Source organism: Lacimonas salitolerans (assembly GCF_042677865.1).
Classification (GTDB): domain Bacteria; phylum Pseudomonadota; class Alphaproteobacteria; order Rhodobacterales; family Rhodobacteraceae; genus Lutimaribacter; species Lutimaribacter salitolerans.
Genome location: NZ_JBHUDD010000153.1, coordinates 25572 through 50580, shown reverse-complemented (window position 1 = coordinate 50580; position 25009 = coordinate 25572). Strand labels below are relative to the sequence as shown.

Here is a 25009-nt window from a genome sequence, read left to right as displayed (position 1 = left end):
GGGCGGCATCTTCTCAAGCGTCGCGACCAAGGATTCTCATCCTGATTGACGCGCTCTTCTCATCAAGTTTGTCGCGCTACAGTTTATAGCCCCGGCCCATTATGTCGATATCCTGCCCTGTCTCACGGCTCCAGTCGGCCACGACATGCCGCAGCTTGTGCCCCGGTTGCTTTGCTTTCGCAGAGGCGATCAGCGAACACATCGCGTGCTTGGTCAGGTCGATCTTTTGCCAGTCGGGCACCCATGACCCGGCAATCGGGAAAAACGCAGCGTTGGGACAGTGCGCCAGCAAGTCGCTGTCGGCGGTCAGGACGCGGTGAAACCGGCGATGAAACAGACGGATCAGGGACATGTGCCTGTGATGCACGGCGCGGGGTTCAAGAAGCATGACAGAGACCCGCGCGCGCGTGCCAAAGGACGGGCGAAAGTACAGGGTTGTGTGCGGTGGCGTCAGTACATGATCTGTCGGTTCAAGGTCGGCCAGTGTCTTGCCCTGAATATCGTCGGGGGTGCCGAGCGGCCAATGCAGGTCTGACAGTGGCAGCTGCGCGGCTTTCCATCCAAGACGCTGGCGGTAGGGAAGAACGCATACTTTGGGCGTTTGGTGTGTCATTGACCTGTTTCCGGTTTCCTTCGGGCCGTCAGTGCCGCGGCGCGCTGTGCGACGGTCACGGCGTGCTTGGGCGATGGGGCACTGTTTCGACGTAGGGGCAGCGGCTGTCCACTGCTTTTGTGGCACAGGACCAAGGGTCAGGCCCGGGTTGCTGCGTAGCCGGCGCACAGCCATGACCAGTCCGGGGAGTGTCCTGAACTTTGTGTATCTGGCCCGGTCCATGCGGTTTCAGATACTCAAGCGTCGAAGCGCTCGCCAAACATTATGGCGAACTGGTTGCGGGCTGCAAACCATTCCCTGACATTTCTGCCGTCCTTTTCAAAGTTGCGGATGGCGAGATAGATCAGCTTGGTTGCAGCCTCGTCGGTCGGGAAAGAGCCGCGCGTCTTGATCGATTTTCGGATCACCCGGTTCAGACTTTCTATGGCATTCGTCGTGTAGATGATCTTGCGGATCGCCGGATCGAAGCCAAAGAACGGGGTCACCTCCTGCCATGCCCTGCGCCAGGCCGGGGCGATGGAGGCATATTTTCCGGCCCATTTGTCCTCGAAGGCATCAAGTTCGGCCTCGGCAATATCGGCGGTCGCGGCCCCGTAGATCCGGCGCAGGTCGGCGGCCACGGCCTTGCGGTCCTTCCAGGAGCAGAAGTTCAGAGAATGGCGCACCAGATGCACGATGCAAGTCTGGACCATGGTGTCAGGAAAGGCCGCTGTGATCGCATCTGGGAAGCCCTTCAGCCCGTCCACGACCGCGATCAGGATGTCCTGGACGCCCCGGTTCTTCAGCTCGTTCATAACCGACAACCAGAATTTGGCGCCCTCGTTCTCGGCGATCCACAGGCCCAGAACCTCACGCTGGCCATCGCGGGTGACGCCGAGGGCGACATAGACGGCCTTGTTCTTGACCGTCCGGCTGTCGGCGTCGCGGATCTTCACCCGCAGCGCGTCGAAAAGAACGATGGGATACATCCGGTCCAGTGCCCGGCTTTGCCATTCGCGGACCTCGTCCAGCACAGCAGCGGTGACGCGGCTGATCAGGTCGGGCGAGACCTTCAGGCCATAGAGGTCGAGCAGATGCGCCTGGATGTCCCGCACCGTCAGCCCGGCGGCATAGAGCCCGATGATCTTGTCATCCATCCCGTCGATCCGGGTCTGGCCCTTCTTCACCATCTCCGGCTCGAAGCTGCTGTCCCGGTCCCGCGGGATCGCCACCGGCAATTCCCCGTCCTGCCCTTTCAGAACCTTGGCCGATGTGCCGTTGCGGCGGTTGGATTGGCTCGGCGGCGCGCTCTCGCCATCTTCATAGCCAAGATGCGCAGTCAGTTCGGCACCAAGCATCCGCTCCATGAGCTTGATCTTCAGCTCTTTCATCAGCCCGGCGTCGCCAAGCAGGTCTTCAGGGCGCTCCACGCCCTTCAGCAGTTCGTCGAGGATTTCTTTCGAGATGGTCATTCATGCTTCCTTTTGGTGAAGCATGAACCGGATTACTCATACACAAAAGATCGGACACTCTCCCAGTCCGAATCCGACCAGAAAAGCGCAGGGTGCTTGCGGCTTTCCTTGTCCAGCGACCGCCTGAGCCGGGACAGGTTGTGGTCTTGCCATGCGCCTTTTGCCCGGCAACGACACTTGTCGAAATCAATCAGCGACGCCTGCATCTGCGCGTCCAGCAGGATGTTGCGACAATTCAGGTCGGAATGATCGACACCCAGCGCATGCATCCGGCCGATCGCCTGTCCGATCCCTGACCAGACCTCGGGCGGCAACTCGGACTCTTGCAGAACATCTGCCAGGGGTTTCGCCTGCGGTATCCGCAGCGTTATCAGCTCCGCACGATAGAAACCCCCCGCAGGAACGTAGCGCGCCGCCACCGGACGCGGCACCGCAAGACCCTGCTCGTGCATCCATTCAAGCAAACTGTATTCCCGGAACACGCGGCTGCGTTCGGCCCCAAGGCGCAGGTACAGGCTGCGGTTGATCTTTCCCATCAACCCGCCCCGCCGATAGGGGCGCAAGACCAGATCATGGCCATTGAGATGCAGGAAATGTGCTTTGCTCCTGCCAGGCGCACTGCCGGTCCTATTGCCTTGGCGGAACTGATAGTCAGTATCGAAGGTGCTTGGAGAGACCCGAAGTGAAATTTGCGGATCGTACCAGATGACCTGCCCATTGATGTTCAAGCGTTCTCTTGTGTTCACGTTATCGCCCCTAGCCTGGCGCACATGGTGTCCGACGGCCGGGCGTATTGCAAGAAACCAGTTTTTTCCCAGACCACGGGACTGTTCCACAAAGCCTTTGCCGCGGACCGCCGGGCATTAATCGCCAAAGCTGCACGGAAACTCAAAGTTTTGCATGCTTCTTGCGGGATCGGCGTGCGTGTGTGTCAGGTTTCGTTCAAGGTGTTGATCGCAATCAGGCCCGCTGGCTCCAGAGCGCATTGAGGTTCGGATAGGCAAGGGTGATCTGCTCGGTTGAACGGTTTGTCGATCAACCCGATCGGCGCGTTAGCGGGTGGACCAGCCTCCACAGCATTACGTTTCTACAGTTTGATCGCACGTCCCGTGGTGAAAACCGCCGGCCTGCGGCCAACCCGAGGGAAAGGCCCGGATCGCCCAAGCGCACAAAGACTGCCGGACTGCGTGGCGGGCACGACGCACACACTGATTAAGGGCCGATACGTTCCGTCAAGAACCAGACAATCCACGTTTCGCAGGGGATGCTTCGGGGGGCTCCATCCCGGCGATGTAAGATTTAGCTGAGCAAATCAATCGCTTGAAGGGGAAAGTGGCGGACTGGGGAGGATTCGAACCCCCGACCCCTTGATTCGTAGTCAAGTACTCTATCCAACTGAGCTACCAGTCCGTGGAGGCGGGGTTTAGTCGCCATGCCGGGGTTATGCAAGGGCAAATTTCAGGATTTCTTCAATCGCCCCGATCCCTGCCGCAGCAGGATGGCCGCCCCTACATCAGGTTGCCGAAACCCTGCTGGAACGACAGCTTGACCACGTCAACCGTGCCCTGCAGATCGCCCTCGGGCAGATAGGCCAGCAACTCGGTCATGCCGTCGATGCTGACACCATCACGCAGCATCAGCCCGCAAATCCCCAACGACATGATCGCCAGAAATGCAATCGCGCCACGGGTCAGGGCGTTGAACAAGATCATACCGGATACTCCACTGTGTCAGATGCGGGCACCGTCGCGACACAGCGGGGCCTGGGTAGGGCGCAAATGTGGCAGACAAGAGGCTTTTGCCCTCCTCGCCCCTTTGCCCGGCTGTCAGCCGGTTTCGCCCATCGGCAGGGAAATGCGGAACACCGTGCCGTCGGGGCCGGTGCGTTCCAGCGTCAGCGTGCCACCATGACCACGGATGAGTTCGGCCGAGATCGCCAGACCCAGCCCCGAGCCGCCCTTGCGCGCCCCGCCCTGGAACGGGGTGAACAGGTTGGCCTGCGCCTTTGGCGGCAGGCCCGGCCCGGTATCGGTCACCTCGATCTTCCACGCGCCGTCCTCTTCGCAGGCGCGCAGGCCGATCTCGCCGCCCTTGCCGGTCTGGGCCAGCGCCTGCCGCGCGTTGCGCACGAGGTTTGACAGCACGCGGAACAGTTGCTCGGGATCGGCACGCACCACCAACCCGGTCGGCACGTCCCCCGACATCGAGATATCGGAGTCGTCGCTGACGGCCATCCGTTCGCTGTCCAGCACATCCTCGACGATATCGGCCAGCGCCACGCGCGCCAGCTTGGGCGGCGGCTCCTCGGCCTTGCCGAAGGCGAGGGTGGATTCCGTCAGGTTGATCGCCCGGGTGATCGAGTTCACCAGCTTGGGTGCAAGGCGGCGCACGCTTGGGTCTTCGCTCATCTCGATCCGGTCGGTGAAAAGCTGCGCCGAGGTCAGGATATTGCGCAGGTCGTGGCTGATCTTGGCGACGGCCCCACCCAGTTGGGCCAGCCGCTCCTTTTGGCGCAGCGCGCCGGTCAGTTCGGTTTCCATCTTGGCCAGCGCCTCTTCGGCTTCGCGCAGTTCGGTCACCGTGGCGCTGGGGGTGATGATGCGGCGGGCATCCTCGGGGTTGGCGGCGTAGTTCTGCATCGCCGCCACCACGCCCTTGATCGGCTTGACCAGCAGTGCGCGCACCGACAGGAACAGCAACGAGGCGGTGAAGATCGAGATCACTGCCGACAGGATCAGGATGCGCAGCCCGTAATCCAGCATGGCCGCCCGCAGGCCCGAGGTCTCCATCGTCACCTCGATCAGCAGCCCCGCCTCGCGCACCGGGTTGCCGATGACACGGATGACGCGGGGTTCAGGATCGGCCAGCCGCAGCATGGCATCGCGGATCAGCACCAGAGGGGACGGATCGCGCAGATCAAAGGTGGCATGGATCGGCTGCGGCACGGGCGATTGCAGGATGAGCTGCCGCGCCTCGTTGCGGCGCAGCACGACGTTGAACACCTCGGCGTTGCGCAGCAGTTCCTCTTCCAGATCGGGGCCGATCATGTCGTCGGCCAGCAAGGCCAGCGACGCGATCTGCGCGCGTTCCAGCCGCGAGAACAGGTAATCCTCGCGGAACCGCGCGATCGACGGCACAAAGATCAGGATTTCCGCCAGCATCACGAAGATGACGGTCAGGATCAGAAATCGCCCGGACAGGGTGCGCAACATTCAAGCCCCTCGTAACTCGCACGCTATGGCAGCCAGCGTTGCACCGCCCTTACCACGCGTTTGACCCAAGGGTTATCAAACAGTTTCGGCGAGAAATAGGCCCCAGCCGCGCGCTTGTTGATTTCGGCAAATGTCGGGTAGGCGGCCACCATCCCGGCCACGGCAGACATCTTCAGCCCGTTGGCGATGGCCATGGACCACAGGGCAATCAATTCGCCCGCCTGATGGCCCACGATGGTCACGCCCACGGGCTTGCCCCCCACCACCATGACCTTGATCGCGCCGGTGGTGTGACCGGTGGCGATGGCCCGGTCATTGTGGTGATAGTCGAACCGCGCGACATCCAACCCGAGCCCATGCCTCTTGCGTGCCTGCGCCTCGGTCAGGCCGACCTGCGCCAGTTCGGGGCTGGTATAGGTGGCGCGCGGCAGGTGGGCGGTTTTCACCTTTGCAGGCAGGCCGAACAGCACCTCGCGGATGATCAGCCCGGCGTGGTAGCCCGCCACATGGGTGAACTGCATCCCCCCAGCGACATCGCCGATGGCATAGACCTTGGTGTTGGTCGTGCGCAGGCGGTCATCGACCCTGATGCCCGTCCTGGTGGTCTTGATGCCCGCCGCCTCCAGGTTCAGCCGGTCGGTATTGGCGCGGCGGCCCACGGCGACCAGCAGATGCGTGCCCTTGAAGACGCGGCCATCCTTGGCCTCGACCTCGATCGCGCCTGCCTGCCCCCGCACCTCTGATGCCAGCGCGCCTTCTTCGATGGTGATGCCCTCGGCGCGCAGGCGGTCCAGCACGATGGCGACCATTTCAGGGTCGTCATTGGCCAGCGCCCGGTCGCCTTCGATCACAGTCACATCACAGCCCAGCCGCCGATGCGCCTGCGCCAGTTCCATGCCGATCGGGCCGCCGCCGATGATCAGCAGGTGATCCGGCCGGTCGCGCAGGTCGAAAATCGTCTCGTTGGTGAAATGCGGCACGCCGTCCAGCCCCGGAATGGGTGGCACCAGCGGGCTTGAGCCTGTGGCGATCACGATGCGCCGGGCGGTGATCTCATGCGCGCCCGCCTGCACGGTGTTGCGCCCAGTGAAAGTCCCGTATTCGGTGATCACGCGCACGCCCAGCCCCTCGAACCGTTCGACGCTGTCCACGGGCTTGATGGTGTCGATCACGCGGGTCACGTGATCCTTGGCGGCGGCGAAATCCACCTCCGGGGCCACCGGGGTGATGCCCATCGCGCCGCCCGCCTGCATCGCATGGGCGGCATGGGCCGCCGCCAGCAGCGACTTGGACGGCACGCAGCCGTAGTTCAGGCAATCGCCACCCATCCTGTGCCCTTCCAGCAGCACGACGCTCGCTCCCATCTGAACGGCCCCGGCGGCCACCGACAGCCCGCCAGACCCCGCACCGATCACCAGCAGGTCGGTCTTGATCTTTTCCATGTCTCAGATGCCTTTCTTGCCACGGATGGCCTTGATCACAACGGGCAGAAGCGCCAGCGCGCACAGGCCCAGGATCGGGCCAAGGATGTAGGGTTCGAAAATGATGCCAAGGTCGGGCGTCTCGCCACGCGCGAACACATCGCCCAGCCCCGCGCCGACCGAGGTGTAGACAACACCGCCCGGGATGATCCCGAAAAAGGTCGACACCGCAAAGCGAAACAGAGTGACCCCAACCAGCGCGGGCAGGATATTGGCGACAAAGAACGGCACCGCGGGCACCAGCCGGATCAGGAACAGCATCGACCACTGGTTTTCGTCGATCCCGTCCTTGATGCGCCTGATCGTGCCTGTCCCGGTGTCCATCCGAGCTTCCATGCGCGCCCCCAGCCCCATTTTTGCAGCCAGAAAGATGGCGATGGCCCCGATGGTGGCCGATGTCACGTTCAGCGCCGATCCCACCCAGGTGCCGAACAGGAACCCGCCGGTCAGCGTGGCCAGCGTGGCCCCGGGCAGTGAAAACGCCACGATCAGGATGTAGACCGCCATGAAACCCAGCGCAGTCACCAGATAGTTGGCATCGCGAAACGCCAGCAGCGCCTCGCGGTTGTCGCGCAGCGTGTCGAATGTCAGCACGTCGCGCAGGGTGAACGCCCCGATGGCCGCCACGACCGCGATCACGATCAGCGGCAGATTGCGCCGCAGCAGGTTTTTTTGCGGCTGGGCCTCGTCGGAATGCTGGGTCATCAGGGTGCCTTGGTTGTTGCAGGCCCAACATGCGGGGGCGGTGCAGGATTTGACAGCCCCCTCACGCCGCCTTGATCCCGGGTGACGACAGCGCGGGCGCATTGCCTGCAAAACCCTGTTGCTGTAACACTTGGCAGGTGCCGGCAGGAATTTTGTTTCAAACCCGTCACACTCGGTTTGACTTATGCGGATGTCCCGCCTATAGACCGGGCTTCAGTTCACTGGCCCCGCGCGAATCCGCGTGGCGGGCTTGCTTTAGTCGGAGATGGCAGCGATGAAACGCACCTTTCAACCCTCGAACCTGGTTCGCAAGCGCCGCCATGGTTTTCGCGCCCGTATGGCCACCAAGGCCGGTCGCAAGATCCTGAACGCGCGCCGTGCGCGTGGCCGCAAGAGCCTGAGCGCCTGATCCCAACCGATCGGACCGCAACGATGACACCGCCGGAGGCCCCGAGGGACGCGAAACCGCCCCAAGGGAACATGCCCCCGGCGGTGTCCGTTTGCGCGCGCCCCAAGGTGGCGGACAAGACCGACAAGGCCGGTCTGGTCACGCTGAAGGCGCGCAGCGACTTCCTGCGGGCCGCCCGCGCGCGACGGCAGGGCACGTCGGGCATGATGGTGCAGGCACGCGCGCGCCATGACGGCTCGGATGCGATCCGCGTGGGATTCACCTGTTCGAAAAAGGTCGGCAACGCCGTGGCCCGCAACCGGGCCAAGCGCCGCCTGCGCGCGGTGGCCCGCGACATCCTGCCGACGCAGGGCCGCCCCGGCTGGGATTACGTGCTGATCGGCCGGGCCGAGCACACCGCCGCCCGCCCCTTTGCACAGTTGCAACAGGACCTGGCATGGGCGCTGCGCAAACTGCACGGTGACGCATGACACCGTTGGCCCGCCTGATCGCCCTGCCGGTCCGGGCCTACCGGCTGCTCTGGTCGCCTTGGGTCGGGCACAACTGCCGTTACCTGCCAACATGCAGCGCCTACGCGCTGGAAGCTCTGGAAAAACACGGGCCGGTGCGCGGCACATGGCTGGCGATGCGCCGGATCGGACGCTGTCACCCCTGGGGCAGCAGCGGCTATGATCCCGTGCCGCCCGGAAAGAACGATACGGACAGGGAATGAGCCAGCGACAGTTCATCTTTGTCATCGCCCCCGCGCGCAGCGGCACAGGGTTTCTGGCCGAACTGTTGCGACAAAACCTGCAAGGCGCGGCCCATGTCATCCGGGCAAGACAGGGCTGGCGCGATCCCGGCGTACATGGACCGGATGGCGCCCATCACATGTGCTTTGGTGCGGTCGGCAACGACACGACCGTGCGCGCGTTCTGGCAGCAGAAGATCCAGCGCCTTATCCGGTCAAAGGCTTCGGTTGTGGCCGAAACGGACCCGGGTTTCGCCCGCGCGGGCCTGATCGAGAATATCGCCCCGCTGACGCAGGCAGGCCGGGTCGATCTGGTTGTGCTGGGCCGGGAGACATCACCGCTGATGTGGAGCCTGATGAACCGTCTGGCCCTGCATGTCGAGAATGCGCGCTGGCTGACCGCGCTGGACCCGCGCCTGCCCAATGTGATCGTCGATCCCAAACCGTTCAACGCAGCCAAGGTGCCCGGTCAGACCCTGTGGTACATCCATGAAATGCGCACGCGGGCAGAATACTATCGCCTGCTGCTGCGCGGCACGCCCAATATCCGACTGCACGAGTGCAGTCTGGAGCAGATCACGACCCGTGATGGTGCAGGCGCATTGCTTGCGGCGTTGGGGCACGGGGCGGATGATCTTGCCCTGCCCGGTCCGGTGAACACCCTGCGCCACACCTATTTCAATGCCGGGATGCAGGCGCGCTGCGAAGGGCTGGTAACCAAGTTCCGCGTCGATCCCGTGCAGATCGCGGCCGAGTATTTCGAGGCAGGCCGTCGGCTGGAACTGGGACCAAAGCAGCGCCTGAGCGCGCCGCCCGACGCGCGGGTGCACTGAACGCCCCAGAGTGCGGTCGTTGATCCATTCGGCTTGCCCTGCAGGCGCGGCTGCTCTAATCCGATCCCATGCTCGATGATGCCGACGATATCCATCCGCTCTTTCACGGTGCCCCCAAAAGCACCGAGTTCAAGAAGCTGCGCAAACGCATCGTGCAACACACGCGCGAGGCCATCGAGCAGTATGGCATGATCGAACCGGGCGCGCGCTGGCTGGTCTGCCTGTCGGGCGGCAAGGACAGCTATACCCTGCTGGCGGTGCTGTACGAGCTGAAATGGCGTGGGCTGCTGCCCGTCGACCTGCTGGCCTGCAACCTGGACCAGGGACAGCCAGGCTTTCCCGCCACGGTGCTGCCCGCGTTTCTGGAAAAGATGGGCGTGCCGCACCGGATCGAGTATCAGGACACCTATTCCATCGTGATGGACAAGGTGCCCGAGGGGCGGACCTTCTGCGCGCTATGCTCGCGCCTGCGACGCGGCAACCTCTATCGCGTGGCGCGCGAAGAGGGTTGTTCGGCCGTGGTTCTGGGCCATCACCGCGATGATATACTCGAGACGTTTTTCATGAACCTGTTTCACGGCTCGCGGCTGGCCACGATGCCGCCCAAGCTGGTGAACGAAGAAGGGGACCTGTTCGTCTATCGCCCCCTCGCCCATGTGGCCGAGGCCGATTGCGAGCGGTTTGCCCGCGCCATGGAGTATCCGATCATCCCCTGCGACCTGTGCGGATCGCAGGATGGTCTGCAACGGATGCAGGTCAAGGCGCTGCTGGACCAGTGGGAAAAGAATCACCCCGGACGGCGGCAAAAGATGTTCCGCGCGCTGATGAACATCCGCCCGTCGCACATGCTGGACCCGGATTTGTTCGACTTTGCCGGTCTTGTGCGGGATTTGGATAAAAACGACCGCGACTCCGAGGTGATTCCCGTTTTGCGTTAAAGTTGCGTTCAGGCTGCGCGCGTAGCCTGAGGCGAGACTAGCAAAGGGAACCCGCCCATGACCCCTATCGCCCGGCGTCTGACGCTTATGCGTGGTTTGGCCCGACGTGTCCTGTCGGGCCCTCCGGCGCTGGCCTTCATGCCTGCAGCCATTCTGGCGTCTTTCTGGCTGGGTGGCGAGGGGTGGCTGGTGGTGCTGGCGCTGACCTTGCCGGTGCTGTTCGCCGCCCTTGGGCTGTTCGATCAGCCCGGGGCCAATGCCCTGACCCAGCCCCAGCCCAACACGCAAGAGGCGATGGAACGCGCGCTGACTCGCGCGGCCCAATCGGGGCGGCACACCGCCTGTATCCTGCTGGAACTGGACGATTTCGAAACGATCCGCGCGCGCTATGGCAGTGCGGGCAGCGCGCGCATCGTTGCCCGTGTGCTCGACCGCTTGCGCAGCGCCACGCGCGACGGCGATCACGTGGCGCAACTGCAACCGGGCCGTTTTGCCGTGGTCTATGCCCCGATGCGCCATCTGGATCTGGAGGTGGCGATACAGATGTCCGGTCGCCTTCAAACTCGGGTCGAGGAACCAGTGTCGCTGGATGCGCAGGCGGTTTACCTGTCATGTTCTCTGGGCTTTGCGCTGGACAGCCAGGTGCGCGGGGCCAGTGCGCGGGACATGCTGACCGCAGCCGATCTCGCGCTTGAGGTTGCGCGCGCAAATGCGCCATCGGCGATCCGGGCCTATGCGCCCGATATGGCGCGCGGTCCCACAACACCCGACCAACTGGCCGATGAACTGGCAAGTGCGTTGGAAAAGGGTCAGATCGTCCCCTGGTTTCAGCCACAGCTGTCCACCGATACCGGCCGTGTCTCGGGGTTCGAGGCGCTGGCGCGCTGGCACCACCCCGAGCGCGGGCTGATTCCACCGTCGGAGTTTCTGCCGGTGATCACTCGCTCGGGCCAGTTGGAACGCTTGGGCGAGGTGATCCTGTTCAACGCGCTAGAGGCCCTGCGGGCGTGGGATGACGCCGGGTTCGAGGTGCCTCGCGTGGCGGTCAATTTCGCCGGCGACGAGCTGCGCAATCCCAAGCTGATCGACAAGATCCGGTGGGAGCTGGACCGGTTCGACCTGACACCCGACCGGCTGTGCATCGAGGTGCTGGAAACAGTCGTTGCCGCCTCGCCGGATGACATCGTGGCGCGCAACATCAACGGGTTGGCCGAACTGGGATGCAGTATCGACCTGGACGATTTCGGCACCGGCCACGCCTCGATCAGCTCGATCCGGCGGTTTTCCGTCAACCGTCTGAAAATCGACCGGTCCTTTGTGCTCAAGGTCGATCGCGATCCCGAACAGCAGCGCATGGTGGCCGCAATCCTGACCATGGCCGAGCGTCTGGGTCTGGACGTGCTGGCCGAGGGTGTCGAAACCGCCGGCGAGCATACCATGCTGGCGCAACTGGGCTGCAATCATGTACAGGGCTTCGGTATCGCGCGGCCCATGCCGGTGGATCAGACCGCGCACTGGCTGCGCGACCACAGCACCCGTCTGGCCGAGCCGCCACAGATCGGTCGCGGCACCTCTTGACCCTGCCGCAACCGCGCCGATTGGGCGCGATTGCCCTAATGCCCCTTGACCTTTGGGCCTCACCTCTGTTGAACCGCCCTGAAACGATCAGGACAGGTAGCGCCCCGACATGGACGATCAGAACAAGAACCTCATTTTGGCCACCGCACTCAGCTTTGCGGTAATCCTGGTCTGGTTTCTGCTGTTTCCCCCACCCGAACCGGTCGAAGATCCCAACGATCCGACCGTGGCCGAAAGCACGGAAGGTGCGGTTGATTCAACAGGCGCGCCGATCGCGGCCACGCCTCAGGTGGCCCCGGGCGAACCGGGCGCGGCCCGGTCCGAACCGGAAACGGCCGACGCGCCGCGTCTGGCCATTGAAACCGGCACGCTGACCGGTGCGATTTCTCTTCAGGGCGGGCGGATCGATCAGCTTTCGCTGAAAAACTACCGCGAGTCGCTGGAACCCGGTGCCGATATCGTGTCGATGCTCAAGCCCGTTGGCAGCGCCGATGCCTATTACGCGCTGTATGGCTGGGCGCCCGGTGGCGACCTGACACCCGATCTGGTGCCCGGGCCCAACACGCTGTGGCAGGCCCCCGATGGCGCAACCCTGTCGCCCGGCGCGCCGGTCACCCTGACCTGGGACAACGGGCAGGGTCTGGAATTCGCGCGCGAGATCAGCATCGACCAAGACTACATGTTCACCGTCACGCAGTCGGTCACCAACACCGGCAGCGCCAATGCCACTCTGGCCCCCTATGGCATCCTGGCCCGCCACGGTGAGCCGCAGGACCTGAAGAATTTCTTCATCCTGCACGAAGGCATGATCGCCATGGCCGATGGCGAGTTGACCGAAACCAGCTATGACGATCTGGACCCGGCCACGCGGTACGACGAAATGGCTGTCGAAAACTCCGGCTGGATCGGGTTCACCGATCATTACTGGATGTCCACGATGATCCCGGCCAAGGGCACCGCCGTGCGGTTCAGCGCCTTTCACGACGGCGCGCGCGATATCTACCAGACCACCATGCGCAAACCGACGCAGACGCTCGCTCCGGGGGCCACCGTTGCCATGACATCGCAACTGTTTGCCGGCCCCAAGGAGTGGAACACCATCCGCAACTACGAGGCGGGGGAGCGGCTGGACAGCTTTGGCAGTTCGCTGATGTACGGTCTGGGGCTGCAATCGGCCCAGCCGCACGGCATAGACGGGTTCATCGACGCGATCGACTGGGGATGGTTCTTTTTCCTGACCAAGCCGATCTTTTTCGGCCTGCACGAGTTGAACGCCGCCATCGGCAACATGGGGTGGGCGATCATCGCGCTGACCCTGATCATCAAGGCGCTGGTCTTTCCGCTGGCCTACAAGTCCTACGCCAGCATGGCGCGGATGAAAGAGCTTCAGCCCAAGATGGAAGAGATCAAGGAGCGCGTGGGCGACGATCGCCAGAAGATGCAGCAAGAGATCATGGCGCTGTACAAGAAGGAAAAGGTGAACCCGGCCTCGGGCTGTCTGCCGATCCTGATCCAGATCCCGATCTTTTTCTCGCTCTACAAGGTGATCTTTGTCACGCTGGAACTGCGCCATGCGCCGTTCATCGGCTGGCTGCGCGATCTGTCGGCCCCCGATCCGTCTTCGATCTTCAACCTGTTCGGCCTGATGCCGTGGGATGCGCCCGACCCCAATTCGATCGTGGCACTGATCTTTATCGGGGTGTTGCCGATCCTGCTGGGCGTGACCATGTGGATCCAGCAAAAGCTGAACCCGGCCCCCACCGATCCCACGCAAAAGATGATCTTTGCCTGGATGCCTTGGGTGTTCATGTTCATGCTGGGCGGCTTTGCCAGCGGGCTGGTTGTCTACTGGATCGCGAACAACACGATCACCTTCACCCAGCAATACCTGATCATGCGCAGCCACGGGTACAAACCCGATGTGTTCGGCAACATCCTGTCCAGCTTTCGCCGGGAAAAAACGGATGACGGCAAATGACCGGACAGGTCGCAGCCCTGTGGCGGCACCCGATCAAGGGGATCGGGGCCGAGGCGTTGCAGACCGTGGCGCTGAGCCCCAACCGCCCCCTGCCCGGTGACCGGGCCTGGGCGGTGCAGCACGCGGGCGCGCCGACGGATGCAACAGGCTGGCGGCCCTGCCGCGAGTTTCTGCGCGGGGCCAGCAGTGCGACGCTGATGGCGATCACGGCGCAGACTGCTGCGGACGGCGCGATCGCCCTGCGCCACCCGGATCGTCCTGATCTGACGGTGCGGCCCGACGCCGATGCGCAGGCCCTGCTGGACTGGCTGCTGCCGTTGTGGCCCCGCGACCGTCCTGCGCCAACACGCCTCGTCAAGGCACCCGAGACGGGGATGACCGATGTGGCCTTTCCGTCGGTCGCGATCCTGAACACCACCAGCCTGCGCGCCTTGGGGCAGCGGCTGGGACAAGAGCTGGACCAGCGCCGGTTTCGCGGCAACATCTGGCTGGACGGTCTGGCCCCCTGGGAAGAGTTCGATCTGGTGGGGCAGGAAATCACCATCGGCACCGCACGCCTGAAGATCGAAGAGCGGATCACCCGTTGCCGCGCGACCGAGGCCAATCCCGATACCGGCCAGCGCGATGCCGCTACCCTGCAAATGCTGCAAGAGGGCTGGGGCCATCAGGATTTCGGCGTCTATGCCTGCGTCGTCGCCAGCGGCGATGTGGCGATCGGTAACACGGCAGAGGTTGCCTGAGATGCAGATGCCCTTTCCCCTGGCCGAGGCCCCCGACGACATCACCGCCGAGCGGGGGCGCAAGCTGTTTGCCGGCCAGTCCGAGTTTGTCAAAGGCGTGGTCGCCATGTCCGGCCTGCCCCCGGCCGACCGGATCGAGGTGTGCTTTGCCGGGCGATCGAATGTGGGCAAGTCCACGCTGATCAACGCGCTGACCGGGCGCAAGGGGCTGGCGCGGGCATCCAACACCCCGGGCCGCACGCAGGAGATCAACTTTTTCACCATCGGGCCCGAGCACTATCTGGTCGACCTGCCCGGCTATGGCTATGCCAATGCGCCGCTGGCGGTGGTGGAAAAATGGCAAAAGCTGCTCAAGCAATACCTGTCGGGCCGCCCCACCCTGCGGCGCGCCTTCGTGCTGGTCGACACGCGCCATGGCATCAAGGACGTGGACGAGGAAATCATGTCCCTGCTCGACAGTGCGGCGGTGACATTTCAGGTGGTGCTGACCAAGGCCGACAAGCTGCGTGAGGCCGAACAGCAAAAGGTGCTGGCGCAGGTGCGCGACAAGCTGGCCAGACACCCCGCCGCCTATCCGGAGATCGTGATGACCTCGTCCGAAAAGGGCGATGGCATCGCCACCCTGCGCGCGATCATCGCCGGTCTGGAGTAGACCCCGGCAACAGCCGCGCCAGTGCCGGATGCGGAAACTTGCGCGGCAGTGTCACGGCATAAAAGCTTTCGACGATATCCAGATCAAAGGGCGCGAGGGTCAGCAGCCCCGCCGCGATCTCATCCGCCAGCACGACGGCAGGCGCGATGGCCAGCCCCGCCCCCTCGCGCGCCAGCAGGCGGACCATCGCCATGTCGTCCACCTCGGCCACGATGCGCGGCGCGACGCCCAGCCGGGCCACCAGACCGTCGAACCCGGTGCGGATCGAGCTTTCGGTTGGCAGGATCACGGGCTCCGCCGCCAACATGTCTGCCAGTGTTGCATGGCCCAGCCGCGCGGGTGCCCCATAGAGGCCGACAGGCTGTTCGGCGATCCGATGCGCCACCAGATCGGAAAACGCATCGCGATGGGGCGGCTCGGTCGTCAGCACCACATCCAGCGCCAGCGATGTCAGCGCCTGCAACAGCACCGAACCGCTGCCGGAACTCAGCACCAGATCAACACCCGAATCGCCCAGAACCGGGCGCAGGAACCGAAGCTGGAAATTGCGCGACAGGGTCGACAGCGCGCCCACGCGCAGCGGCTGACGGCTGTGGCCGGTCTGGTTCAGCGTCGCCAGCAATTCGTCACCCGCACTGAAGATGCGGTCAGCGTGATCCAGCGCGATGCGCCCCGCCTCGGTCAGGTGCAGCTGACGGCCCTGGCGGGTGAACAGGTCATGCCCCAGACGCGCCTCCAACTGCTTGATCTGCGTCGACAAAGCCGATTGCGACAGGTGCAGCCGATGGGCCGCCCGCGTCAGGTTCCCCTCATGCGCGACCTCGCGGAAATAGCGCAGATGGTGATAGTTGATGCCAGACATGCATCTATAAAACAGAACGTTTTTGCAAAAACAATGTAATTTTCTTTATGCCGCAGCGCAGCTAACTCGGTCCAACACCCAAGGATGGAGGGATGAATGACCTTGCTGCCCCTGATCGCCCCGCTTGCGCTGCTGCTGGTGGCGCTGGATCTGATCCGCCGCCCCGTGCCGCGCGCGGACACGCGGCTGCGCCTGCCCGAATATGCCGCTTTGCTGGCCGTGGGGCTTGCCATCGGCGCAGCCACGGCGCTGGCAGCGCATGGCCCTGTGACCAGCCCGGTTCTGGGCATCGCCGGTCTTGGCCTGTCGGTGCGCATCGACATCGTGTCGGTCGCCATGTTGCTGACCGTGTCCTTTGTCGGCTGGATCGTCCTGCGGTTTTCGCGCACCGCGCTGGATGGCGAGGCCGGTCAGGCCCGGTTCATGGCGGCCATGTCGGCCACGCTGGCCTGTGTGCTGCTGCTGGTCAGCGCGGGCAATCTGGTGCAACTGATGCTGGCCTGGGTGGCCATCGGCGTCGGTCTGCACCGGCTTTTGCTGTTCTATCCCGACCGCCCCCGCGCACAGCGCGCCGCACGGAAGAAAACCATAAGCGGACTCATCGGCAGCGGCGCCTTGCTGGGGGCGGCGGCCATCATGATCACCGGTTTCGGCACGGCTGACATCGCCACGATTGCGCAGGCCGCAAGCGAGGGCGAGGTGCCCGGCACGATCTGGCTGGCCGCGACATTGCTGGCGGTGGCGGCGGTGTTCAAATCGGCGCTGATCCCCACGAACGGCTGGCTGACCGAGGTGATGGAGGCCCCCACCCCGGTATCCGCCCTGCTGCATGCGGGCGTGGTGAATGCCGGTGGCTTCCTGCTGATCCGCTTTGCCGATGTGCTGCTAGCGTCCCCGGGCGTGCTGGCCCTGCTGGCACTGATCGGCGGGTTCAGCGCGCTGGTGGGGGCAGCGGTGGCGTTGACGCAACCGGCGGTCAAGACCGCGCTGGCTTGGTCCACCTGTGCGCAGATGGGGTTCATGGTGCTGCAATGCGGTCTGGCGCTGTTCCCGCTGGCGCTGCTGCACATCGTGGCGCATTCGCTGTACAAGGCGCATGCCTTTCTGGCCTCAGGCGGCGCGGTCGAGCAGGTGGCCGCGATCCGCCGCCCCGGCCCTGTGGCGGTGCCGGATCTGGCCGCAGTTGGCCGCGCCTTTGCCATCGCCCTTGGCATCTATGTCGCTGTGGGCCTGGGCTTTGGCTTTCTGTCCAAGCCGCCGCAGGTGGTGGCGCTGGGGGCGATCCTGATCTTTGGCGTGGCGTATCTGATCGCGCAGGGTCTGGCCGACCTGGCCCCGTGGCCCCTGACATGGCGCACGGCGGCGATGTCGCTGGCAGCGACGCTGGCCTATTTCACCCTGCAAACCGGCGCAGTGGCCCTGTCGGCGGGCACCCTGCCCGCCCCGCCGCAGCCTGACGGGCTGATCTGGGCGGCGATCGTTCTGGCGCTTGCCAGCTTTGGGCTGGCGGCGGTGGCGCAGGCGACATTCCCGCTCTGGGCCGGGCACCCGGCGGCAACTGGCATGCGGGTTCATCTGATGAACGGTCTGTATTTCAACGCCCTGACCGATCGGCTGACCGGCCATTGGCGCGCAACGAAAGGATAAGAGAATGACCGCACCGAACCTGAATTTTCCCGGCCCCGCGCTGGAGCTGTTCGCGGCCGCGCAGGACGCCGTGGCGCAAATCCCCCCGGCCTTTCCGCTGGCGGCGACCGTGGTGGTCAACCCATTCCTTGGGCAGACCGGCGCGCCGCGCGCACAGACCGCCGCGCGCATGGCCAGGGTGGCCGGCCTGCGCATCTTTCCGGCGCGGAGCGGCTATGCCGCACGGATCGCCACGGGCCAGATCACGCAGGACGACCTGACCGCCGCCGCTGCCGCGCACGGGGTCACCGCGCACGACCTGCGCAACGCAGCGATGCAGCCAGCCCCCACGCCAAGCGCCCTGCCGACGGTTGCGGAACTGGCCGAGGCGGCAACCGGCGTCGATTGGCCCGAGTTTCTGGCCGACCGCATCGGCACATGGGCCGCCGTGCATTTCGACAAGGGGCAGGCGTTCTGGCCCGCGCCCGACATGCCCGCCTTTGCCGCGTGGAAGGCGTTTGCCAGCCGCGATCTGACCCCGGGCATCGCCGGTCTGTCAGGCTTCGCCGCCCATGTCGCCAACCTGTCAGGCGATCCGCGACTGGCCTTTCTGGACGCCTGCGAGGCTCTGGGCCTGACACCCGCGACTGCCCCGGTCTGTTTCCACCGCCTGCTGATGACGCTGGAAGGCTGGGGGCAGTACGCCCGCCACATCGGCTGGCTGGCCGAGCGGGACGGCGGCACCGATGACACCCTTTTTCAGATGCTGACCATCCGGCTGGTGTGGGAGGCGGCGTTGCTGGAGCGTTTCGGGGCAGACCTGCGCCACGACTGGCAGGCTGTGCTGGCCAGCTACGGCGCCCCGGTTACGCCATCGCGGGATGACCTGCTTGACGCGGCCCTGCAGGACGCCTCGGATCGGGCAGCGGAACGCGCGCTGGCCGCTCGGATCGTGCCATCGCTGACCGGCGACACCGACCGCCCCGCCATTCAGGCCGCGTTCTGCATCGATGTCCGGTCCGAGGTGGTCCGCCGCGCGCTGGAGCAGGCCGACACCGGCATCCGCACCAAGGGCTTTGCGGGCTTTTTCGGTCTGGCCACCACGCATCAGTCCCACGGCTCTGACGTGACCGAGGCGCGCGCGCCGGTGCTGCTGCGCCCCGGGTTGCGCACCAGCGCCGCCGATCCGGTGACCGAAACCGCCACCCGCATTTCGCGGCGCGGCACACGGGCCTGGGGCCGGTTCAAGATGGCCGCCGTCTCGGCCTTTGCCTTTGTCGAGGCGGCTGGCCCGTTGTACATCGCCAAGCTGCTGCGCGACACGCAGGCCCGGCCCAGATCGGCGCCCATCGACCCGGCACCGCAGATCGACCTGCCGCTGCCCGACCGCGTTGCCGCCGCAGCGGCCGTCCTGCGCGCCATGTCGCTGACGGACGGGTTTGCGCGGCTGATCCTGATCGCGGGGCATGGGGCCACGGTGACCAACGCCCCCCACGGCAGCGCGCTGCAATGCGGGGCCTGTGGTGGCCATGCGGGCGATGTGAACGCGCGCCTGCTGGCCGCGCTGCTGAGCGATGCAGAGGTGCGCGATGGGCTGCTGGCCGAGGGGATCACCCTGCCAAAGGATACGCTGTTCGTGGCGGGGTTGCACGACACGGTGTCGGATGCGATCACGCTGTTCGACGCGCCCAAGGGCGGCACGCATGCGCCCGATCTGGCACGCCTGCGCAGCGCGCTGAAACTGGCCGGCAAGGCCGCGCGGGGGGAGCGCGCGGCCCTGTTGCCGCGTGGCACGGCGGCAACCCTGCCCTCGCGCGGCGGTGACTGGGCCGAGTTGCGGCCCGAATGGGGGCTGGCAGGCTGCAACGCCTTTGTGGCGGCCCCGCGCCGCGCCACGGCGGGCAGCGATCTGGGCGGGCGGGTGTTTCTGCACGACTATGACTGGCAGGCCGACCGCGATTTCGCCACGCTGGAACTGATCCTGACCGCGCCGGTGGTGGTGGCAAGCTGGATTTCGCTGCAATACTACGGCTCGTCCGTCGCGCCGCAGGTCTTTGGCGCGGGCAACAAGCTGCTCCACAATGTCACCGGCGGTATCGGCGTGGTCGAAGGCAACGGTGGCCTGTTGCGCGCCGGTCTGCCGCTGCAATCGGTGCATGACGGCGACGCCCTGCGCCATACCCCAGACCGGCTGTCGGTGGTGATGGCCGCGCCGGCCCATGCCATCAGCGCCGTGCTGACGCGCCACGCGGGCCTGCGCGAGTTGTTCGACAACGGCTGGCTGGCGCTGCTGCGGATGGATGATGCAGGCGCGATCGTGGAGCGTTACGAACGCGGCGCATGGCAGCCCTTTGCGGCCCAGCAGGATCAGGCCCGCGTGGCCTGATCCGTCTTACACGTGCTGACCGCCATTGATCTCGATCTCGGTCCCGGAAATGTACGAGCTTTCTGGCGAACACAGGAAATAGATCGTGGCGGCCACCTCTTCGGGCTGACCAAGACGGCGCAGCGGCAACTGCTCGACCAGCTTGTCCGTGCCCGGCGACAGGATCGCGGTTTCGATCTCGCCCGGGGCGATCGCGTTGACCCGCACGCCCATCGGCCCGAAATCATGCGCCATCTCGCGCGTCAGCGCCTTGAGCGCGGCCTTGGACGTGGCATAGGCGGCACCGGCAAAGGGATGCACCTCGTTCCCGGCAATCGAGGTCACGTTGACCACGGCCCCCTTGGCCGCGGCCAGCTCCTCCATCATGCCGCGGGCCAGCACGACCGAGGAAAAGAAATTGACGTGAAACACATGACCCCAGGTGCGCAGGTCGGTGGTCAGGGTGTTCAGCCGCTCGCCTTCGGGGCCCTTGGGGGAAATACCCGCATTGTTGACAAGCGCATCCAGCCTGCCATCCAGCCGCCCGCGGATCTGTTCGACCTTTTCGATCACGTCGCTGGGGTTGGCCAGGTCGATCTGAACATGGTTTTCCTCACCACCGCCCCAGGGGCATTCCTCGGGGAAGGGTTGGCGCGAACAGGTGATCACGCGCCAGCCTTCGCGGTTGAACCGCCGCACCGTGGCATGGCCGATTCCCCGGCTGGCCCCGGTCAACAACAATGTCTTTTGCCGCTCGCTCATCACGCTTTGCTCCTGTGCCTGATGGCGCACACCCTAACACCGCGCCACGCCACTGCAACGCGCACTTGGCACCGGGGGCGGCAGGCGCTACCAAAGGCCGTCGAAAGGGACGTCCCAGATGAGAAAGCAGACCATGAACCGCGACTGGATTGCCACCGCCCGCACGCTGTCCGAGGCGTTGCCCTATCTGCAACGCTATGCCGGGGCCATCGTGGTGGTGAAATTCGGCGGCAATGCCATGGGCGACGATGACGCGATGGCGGAGTTTGCCCGCGATATCGTGCTGATGCGCCATGTCGGGCTGAACCCGGTGGTGGTGCATGGCGGCGGCCCGATGATCAACGACATGCTGGCGCGGCTGGGCATCGAATCGAGCTTCGTGCGTGGCAAGCGGGTGACCGACAAGGCCACGGTCGAGGTTGTCGAGATGGTGCTGTCGGGTCTGGTGAACAAGCGCATCGTGCAGGCGATCAACGATCAGGGCGGCCGTGCCGTGGGCCTGTCGGGCAAGGACGCCAACCTTATGGTCTGCGAACCCGACGACCCCGAACTGGGCTTTGTCGGGCGGCCCGTGCAGATGAACCCGCAGGTGCTGCGCGATCTGTTCGCCACCGATATCATCCCGGTGATCGCCCCGCTTGGCACCGGCTTTGGCGAGAATGAAACCTTCAACGTCAATGGCGACACGGCTGCCGGGGCCATCGCGGGCGCCTTGCAGGCCGACCGCCTGCTGCTGCTGACCGATGTGCCAGGCGTCAAGAACACCGCAGGCGAGGTGGTGACCGAACTGACCCCCGAGGAGGTCCGGCGCATGACGGACGACGGGGTTATCGCCGGTGGCATGATCCCCAAGACCCAGACCGCGCTTGAAGCAATCGCGCAGGGCGTGCGCGGGGTGGTGATCATCGACGGGCGGGTGCCCAATGCCTGCCTGCTGGAGCTGTTCACCGAACACGGCTCTGGCTCGCTCATCCGGCCCAACAATCTGCCGCCGCGCCGGTGACCGACCATGCTGCCATCGCAGATGCGCTGACCCCGCACGGGTTGATCGCGATGGGCGGCGTTGCGTTGGAGGACCCGGCGCGCAGCCTGATCCTTGTGGGGGCGGGCCCGGATTTCTGGCCGGTGTTCACCGCCAGCCCGGAATACAGCGATGGCGCGGCTGACCCGCTGAACCGCTGGTCGACGCGCATTGTTTCGGGGCTGGCACGGGATCTGGGGGCGCAGGCGGTGTTTCCTTTCGGCGGGCCACCCTATGAGCCGTTTCTGCGGTGGGCGCTGGACAGCGGCCAAAGCCATCAAAGCCCGGTGGGGATGCTGGTGCATGACCGCGCGGGCATGATGATCTCGTTTCGCGGCGCGCTGATCTGGCCGGGGCGGATCGCCCTGCCCGCCCCTGCGCCCAACCCTTGCACACCCTGCGACCGCCCCTGCGTCACCGCCTGCCCTGTCGGCGCGCTGCGTGCCGATGCGCCCTATGACGTGGCGGCCTGCAAGGCGCACATTGCCAGCCCCGACGGGGCCGAGTGCCTGCGCGCGGGATGCCTTGTGCGCCGCGCCTGCCCCGTGTCACAAGAGTTTGGCCGTGACCCGGCACAATCGGGGTTTCACATGGCCGCTTTCCTTGGGGGATGAACCCGATGCGCCTGATCCTGATGCGCCACGCCAAGTCCGACTGGTCGGGGCCTGCCACGCCCGATCATGACCGCCCGCTGAACGCGCGGGGGCAGGCCTCGGCCATCGCACTGGGCGACTGGCTGCGCCTGCACGGCTATCTGCCGGACGAGGTTCTGTGCTCGACCGCGACACGCACGCGCGAAACGCTGGACGAGCTGGCCCTGACCGCGCCTGTGGACTACGTGTCACGGCTGTATCATGCCGAGCCGTGGGACATGCTGGACATCCTGCGCGGGGGCAAGGGCAGCTGTATTCTGATGATCGGCCACAATCCGGGCATCGCGGAATTCGCGCAGGATCTGGTCAGCGCCACGCCGGATCATCCGCGGTTTCACGACTATCCCACCTGCGCCACGCTGGTCGCCGATTTCGACGTGGCCGATTGGCCCGAGGTGACCCCCGGCACGGGGCAGGTGGTGGATTTCATCGTGCCCCGCGACCTGACTGATTGAGCCGCCTTTCCCGCCGCACTGCACGGCCTATCCTTGGGCCATGATGCAACCGGTTTTCATCGGGTCCGAGATCTATCGCGGATCAAGCTATGGCGTGCAGCATCCGCTGGCGATCCCGCGCGTGCCCACGGTCATCGACCTGTGCCGCGCCATGGGCTGGCTGCCGCGCGCGCAGTATCGCACCAGCCCGCGTGCCAAACCGCTGGCCTTGCAGGCGTTTCACACCCCCGCCTATATCACCGCCCTGCAACGGGCCGAGGCGGCAGGTGCTGTCGATCCTGCCACCCGCGACCGCCACCAGATCGGCACCCTGTCCAACCCGGTGTTCCCCGAGATGTTTCGCCGCCCCGCCACAGCGGCGGGCGGATCGCTGCTGGCGGCTGATCTGATCGCGCAGGGCGGGGTTGTCCATAACCCCGGGGGCGGCACCCATCACGGCATGGCCGATCATGCAGGCGGGTTCTGCTATCTCAACGATCCGGTCCTGGCCATCAAGGCGCTGCTGGCGCAGGGGCTGACCCGCGTGGTCTATGTGGATATCGACGCGCATCACTGCGACGGCGTCGCGGCGGCGTTTGACGGTGATCCGCGCGTGCTGATGATTTCCACGCACGAGGAACGCCGCTGGCCCTTTACCGGCGCGCTGGAGGATCGGGCGGGCGCGCAGGCGATCAACCTGCCGCTACCGCGTGGCACGAATGACAGCGGCTTTGCCATGGCGCTGGAGCAGGTGATCCTGCCCGCCGTGGCCGATTTCCGGCCACAGGCGCTGGTGCTGCAATGCGGAGCCGACGCGGTGACCGAAGATCCGCTGTCACGGCTGGCCCTGTCCAACAACGCGCATTGGGCCTGCGTCGCGGCCCTGCGCGACCTGTCCCCGCGCCTGCTGGTGCTGGGCGGTGGCGGCTACAATCCGTGGACGGTGGGGCGGCTGTGGTCGGGCGTCTGGGCCACGCTGAACGGGCATGAAATCCCCGACCGGCTGCCCGAACCCGCACGGGCGGTGCTGGCGGCGCTGACATGGACGCGGCGGCGCGGGGACAGGCCCGATTACCTGATCGACACGATCCGCGATGCCCCGCGTCATGGCGCTATTCCAGACGACCTGCGCCGCCGGGTGCAAATCTTGCAGGCCCGGCAGCGCATCTGGGTGTAGCGGTTCAGTGGGCCAGACTCAGTGGCCCAGGATCTGGCTGAGAAACAGCTTGGTCCGCTCGCTCTGCGGGTTGTTGAAGAACTCTTCGGGCTCGTTCTGCTCGACGATCTGGCCCTGATCCATAAAGATCACCCGGTGCGCCACCTGCCGGGCAAAGCCCATTTCATGGGTGACGCACAGCATGGTCATGCCGTCCTCGGCGAGGCTGACCATGGTGTCCAGCACCTCCTTGATCATCTCGGGGTCCAACGCCGATGTGGGCTCGTCAAACAGCATGATCCGGGGCTTCATGCACAGCGACCGGGCGATCGCCACGCGCTGCTGCTGACCGCCCGAAAGCTGGCCGGGGTATTTGTCCGCCTGCTCGGGGATCTTGACCTTTTCCAGGAAATGCATCGCGATTTCCTCGGCCTCGCGCTTGGGCGTCTTGCGCACCCAGATCGGGGCCAGCGTGCAGTTCTCCAGAATGGTCAGATGCGGGAACAGGTTGAAGTGTTGGAACACCATCCCGACCTCTGACCGGATCTTGTCGATGTTCTTGATGTCCGAGGACAGCACCGTGCCATCCACCTCGATCCGGCCCTTCTGATGCTCTTCCAGCGCGTTGATGCAGCGGATCAGCGTCGATTTCCCCGACCCCGACGGCCCGGCAATCACGATCCGTTCGCCCCGGTTCACATACAGGTTGATGTCGCGCAGAACGTGGAACGTCCCGAACCACTTGTTCATGCCCTCGATGGTGATCGCCACCTCGTCCGAGACTTGAAGTTTTGCCTGTTCAGCCATGAA

At 65.1% G+C, this 25009-nt stretch carries 25 protein-coding genes and 1 tRNA gene; 15 read left to right on the top strand and 11 right to left on the bottom strand.

Annotation, left to right across the window (positions count from 1 at the left end; translation table 11 throughout):
* Positions 1-76 precede the first annotated feature (76 nt).
* The 8 genes from ACFTOW_RS17420 to ACFTOW_RS17385 all read right to left on the bottom strand — a co-directional run bounded on the left by ACFTOW_RS17420 (position 77) and on the right by ACFTOW_RS17385 (position 7462).
* A complete protein-coding gene (locus tag ACFTOW_RS17420; RefSeq protein WP_379918069.1) occupies positions 77-352 on the bottom strand; it encodes a hypothetical protein in 276 nt (91 codons plus the stop codon).
* A 497-nt stretch (positions 353-849) separates the two neighbouring features.
* Entirely contained in the window at positions 850-2064 is a 1215-nt protein-coding gene (locus tag ACFTOW_RS17415) for an IS256 family transposase (protein ID WP_379918067.1), read from the bottom strand.
* Between the two features lie 32 nt (positions 2065-2096).
* On the bottom strand, positions 2097-2810 hold the full coding sequence (locus tag ACFTOW_RS17410) for a 3-deoxy-D-manno-octulosonic acid kinase (RefSeq protein ID WP_379918064.1): 714 nt from the start codon (positions 2808-2810) through the stop codon (positions 2097-2099).
* Between the two features lie 587 nt (positions 2811-3397).
* Positions 3398-3474: transfer RNA gene (locus ACFTOW_RS17405), tRNA-Arg, on the bottom strand.
* Positions 3475-3572: 98 nt separating this feature from the next.
* Positions 3573-3776 (bottom strand): hypothetical protein, encoded by a 204-nt coding sequence (locus tag ACFTOW_RS17400; protein WP_379918062.1) that lies wholly within the window; start codon positions 3774-3776, stop codon positions 3573-3575.
* A 114-nt stretch (positions 3777-3890) separates the two neighbouring features.
* Positions 3891-5276 (bottom strand): sensor histidine kinase, encoded by a 1386-nt coding sequence (locus ACFTOW_RS17395; RefSeq protein ID WP_379918060.1) that lies wholly within the window; start codon positions 5274-5276, stop codon positions 3891-3893.
* A gap of 23 nt (positions 5277-5299) precedes the next feature.
* On the bottom strand, positions 5300-6718 hold the full coding sequence (locus ACFTOW_RS17390; RefSeq protein WP_379918058.1) for a dihydrolipoyl dehydrogenase family protein: 1419 nt from the start codon (positions 6716-6718) through the stop codon (positions 5300-5302).
* Positions 6719-6721: 3 nt separating this feature from the next.
* Positions 6722-7462 (bottom strand): TVP38/TMEM64 family protein, encoded by a 741-nt coding sequence (locus ACFTOW_RS17385; RefSeq protein ID WP_379918056.1) that lies wholly within the window; start codon positions 7460-7462, stop codon positions 6722-6724.
* Positions 7463-7736: 274 nt separating this feature from the next.
* On the opposite strand from ACFTOW_RS17385, the gene rpmH reads away from it, so the two are divergent.
* The 9 genes from rpmH to yihA all read left to right on the top strand — a co-directional run bounded on the left by rpmH (position 7737) and on the right by yihA (position 15320).
* Positions 7737-7871, top strand: a complete 135-nt coding sequence (gene rpmH / locus ACFTOW_RS17380; protein WP_012177012.1) for a 50S ribosomal protein L34 — start codon at positions 7737-7739, stop codon at positions 7869-7871.
* Positions 7872-7894: 23 nt separating this feature from the next.
* A complete protein-coding gene (gene rnpA, locus ACFTOW_RS17375) occupies positions 7895-8341 on the top strand; it encodes a ribonuclease P protein component (protein WP_379918053.1) in 447 nt (148 codons plus the stop codon).
* A complete protein-coding gene (gene yidD / locus ACFTOW_RS17370; RefSeq protein ID WP_379918051.1) occupies positions 8338-8583 on the top strand; it encodes a membrane protein insertion efficiency factor YidD in 246 nt (81 codons plus the stop codon). Before rnpA ends, yidD begins: the two co-directional genes overlap by 4 nt.
* Positions 8580-9434, top strand: a complete 855-nt coding sequence (locus ACFTOW_RS17365; RefSeq protein ID WP_379918049.1) for a hypothetical protein — start codon at positions 8580-8582, stop codon at positions 9432-9434. Before yidD ends, ACFTOW_RS17365 begins: the two co-directional genes overlap by 4 nt.
* Before the next feature lie 68 nt (positions 9435-9502).
* Positions 9503-10372, top strand: coding sequence for a tRNA 2-thiocytidine(32) synthetase TtcA (gene ttcA / locus ACFTOW_RS17360; RefSeq protein WP_379918047.1), 870 nt, complete (start codon positions 9503-9505; stop codon positions 10370-10372).
* Positions 10373-10429: 57 nt separating this feature from the next.
* Positions 10430-11950, top strand: coding sequence for a putative bifunctional diguanylate cyclase/phosphodiesterase (locus tag ACFTOW_RS17355; RefSeq protein ID WP_379918044.1), 1521 nt, complete (start codon positions 10430-10432; stop codon positions 11948-11950).
* Between the two features lie 109 nt (positions 11951-12059).
* Positions 12060-13928 carry a membrane protein insertase YidC gene (gene yidC, locus ACFTOW_RS17350; RefSeq protein ID WP_379918042.1) on the top strand — a complete coding sequence of 623 codons (1869 nt, stop codon included), beginning with the start codon at positions 12060-12062 and terminating at the stop codon, positions 13926-13928.
* Positions 13925-14668 (top strand): MOSC domain-containing protein, encoded by a 744-nt coding sequence (locus ACFTOW_RS17345; protein ID WP_379918040.1) that lies wholly within the window; start codon positions 13925-13927, stop codon positions 14666-14668. The genes yidC and ACFTOW_RS17345 overlap by 4 nt, the downstream gene beginning before the upstream one ends.
* Position 14669: 1 nt before the next feature.
* Positions 14670-15320 (top strand): ribosome biogenesis GTP-binding protein YihA/YsxC, encoded by a 651-nt coding sequence (gene yihA, locus ACFTOW_RS17340; RefSeq protein WP_379918037.1) that lies wholly within the window; start codon positions 14670-14672, stop codon positions 15318-15320.
* Here the strand turns inward: yihA and ACFTOW_RS17335 are convergent.
* A complete protein-coding gene (locus tag ACFTOW_RS17335) occupies positions 15301-16182 on the bottom strand; it encodes a LysR family transcriptional regulator (RefSeq protein ID WP_379918035.1) in 882 nt (293 codons plus the stop codon). The two genes, yihA and ACFTOW_RS17335, sit on opposite strands and share 20 nt — an antisense overlap.
* A gap of 96 nt (positions 16183-16278) precedes the next feature.
* Between ACFTOW_RS17335 and ACFTOW_RS17330 the strand changes: the two genes are divergently transcribed.
* Together ACFTOW_RS17330 and ACFTOW_RS17325 are read left to right on the top strand one after the other, a co-directional pair.
* Positions 16279-17829: a proton-conducting transporter transmembrane domain-containing protein gene (locus ACFTOW_RS17330; RefSeq protein ID WP_379918033.1), complete on the top strand. Its 1551-nt coding sequence runs from the start codon at positions 16279-16281 to the stop codon at positions 17827-17829.
* 4 nt (positions 17830-17833) lie between these two features.
* Positions 17834-20194, top strand: a complete 2361-nt coding sequence (locus tag ACFTOW_RS17325) for a YbcC family protein (protein WP_379918030.1) — start codon at positions 17834-17836, stop codon at positions 20192-20194.
* Positions 20195-20200: 6 nt separating this feature from the next.
* Here the strand turns inward: ACFTOW_RS17325 and ACFTOW_RS17320 are convergent, their stop codons facing one another.
* Positions 20201-20935, bottom strand: a complete 735-nt coding sequence (locus ACFTOW_RS17320) for an SDR family NAD(P)-dependent oxidoreductase (protein WP_379918028.1) — start codon at positions 20933-20935, stop codon at positions 20201-20203.
* Positions 20936-21053: 118 nt separating this feature from the next.
* Between ACFTOW_RS17320 and argB the strand changes: the two genes are divergently transcribed.
* From argB to ACFTOW_RS17300, 4 genes are read left to right on the top strand one after another with little or no spacing between them, the layout of a single operon-like run.
* Complete coding sequence (gene argB, locus ACFTOW_RS17315) at positions 21054-21938, top strand: acetylglutamate kinase (RefSeq protein ID WP_379918026.1); 885 nt, start codon at positions 21054-21056, stop codon at positions 21936-21938.
* Complete coding sequence (locus tag ACFTOW_RS17310) at positions 21935-22570, top strand: ferredoxin (RefSeq protein WP_379918024.1); 636 nt, start codon at positions 21935-21937, stop codon at positions 22568-22570. Before argB ends, ACFTOW_RS17310 begins: the two co-directional genes overlap by 4 nt.
* A 5-nt stretch (positions 22571-22575) precedes the next feature.
* Positions 22576-23064, top strand: coding sequence for a SixA phosphatase family protein (locus ACFTOW_RS17305; protein WP_379918022.1), 489 nt, complete (start codon positions 22576-22578; stop codon positions 23062-23064).
* Between the two features lie 40 nt (positions 23065-23104).
* Positions 23105-24220: an acetoin utilization protein AcuC gene (locus ACFTOW_RS17300; RefSeq protein WP_379918020.1), complete on the top strand. Its 1116-nt coding sequence runs from the start codon at positions 23105-23107 to the stop codon at positions 24218-24220.
* Between the two features lie 18 nt (positions 24221-24238).
* Here ACFTOW_RS17300 and ACFTOW_RS17295 read toward each other — a convergent pair whose 3' ends face one another.
* A complete protein-coding gene (locus ACFTOW_RS17295; protein WP_379918017.1) occupies positions 24239-25006 on the bottom strand; it encodes an amino acid ABC transporter ATP-binding protein in 768 nt (255 codons plus the stop codon).
* Positions 25007-25009: the final 3 nt, after the last annotated feature.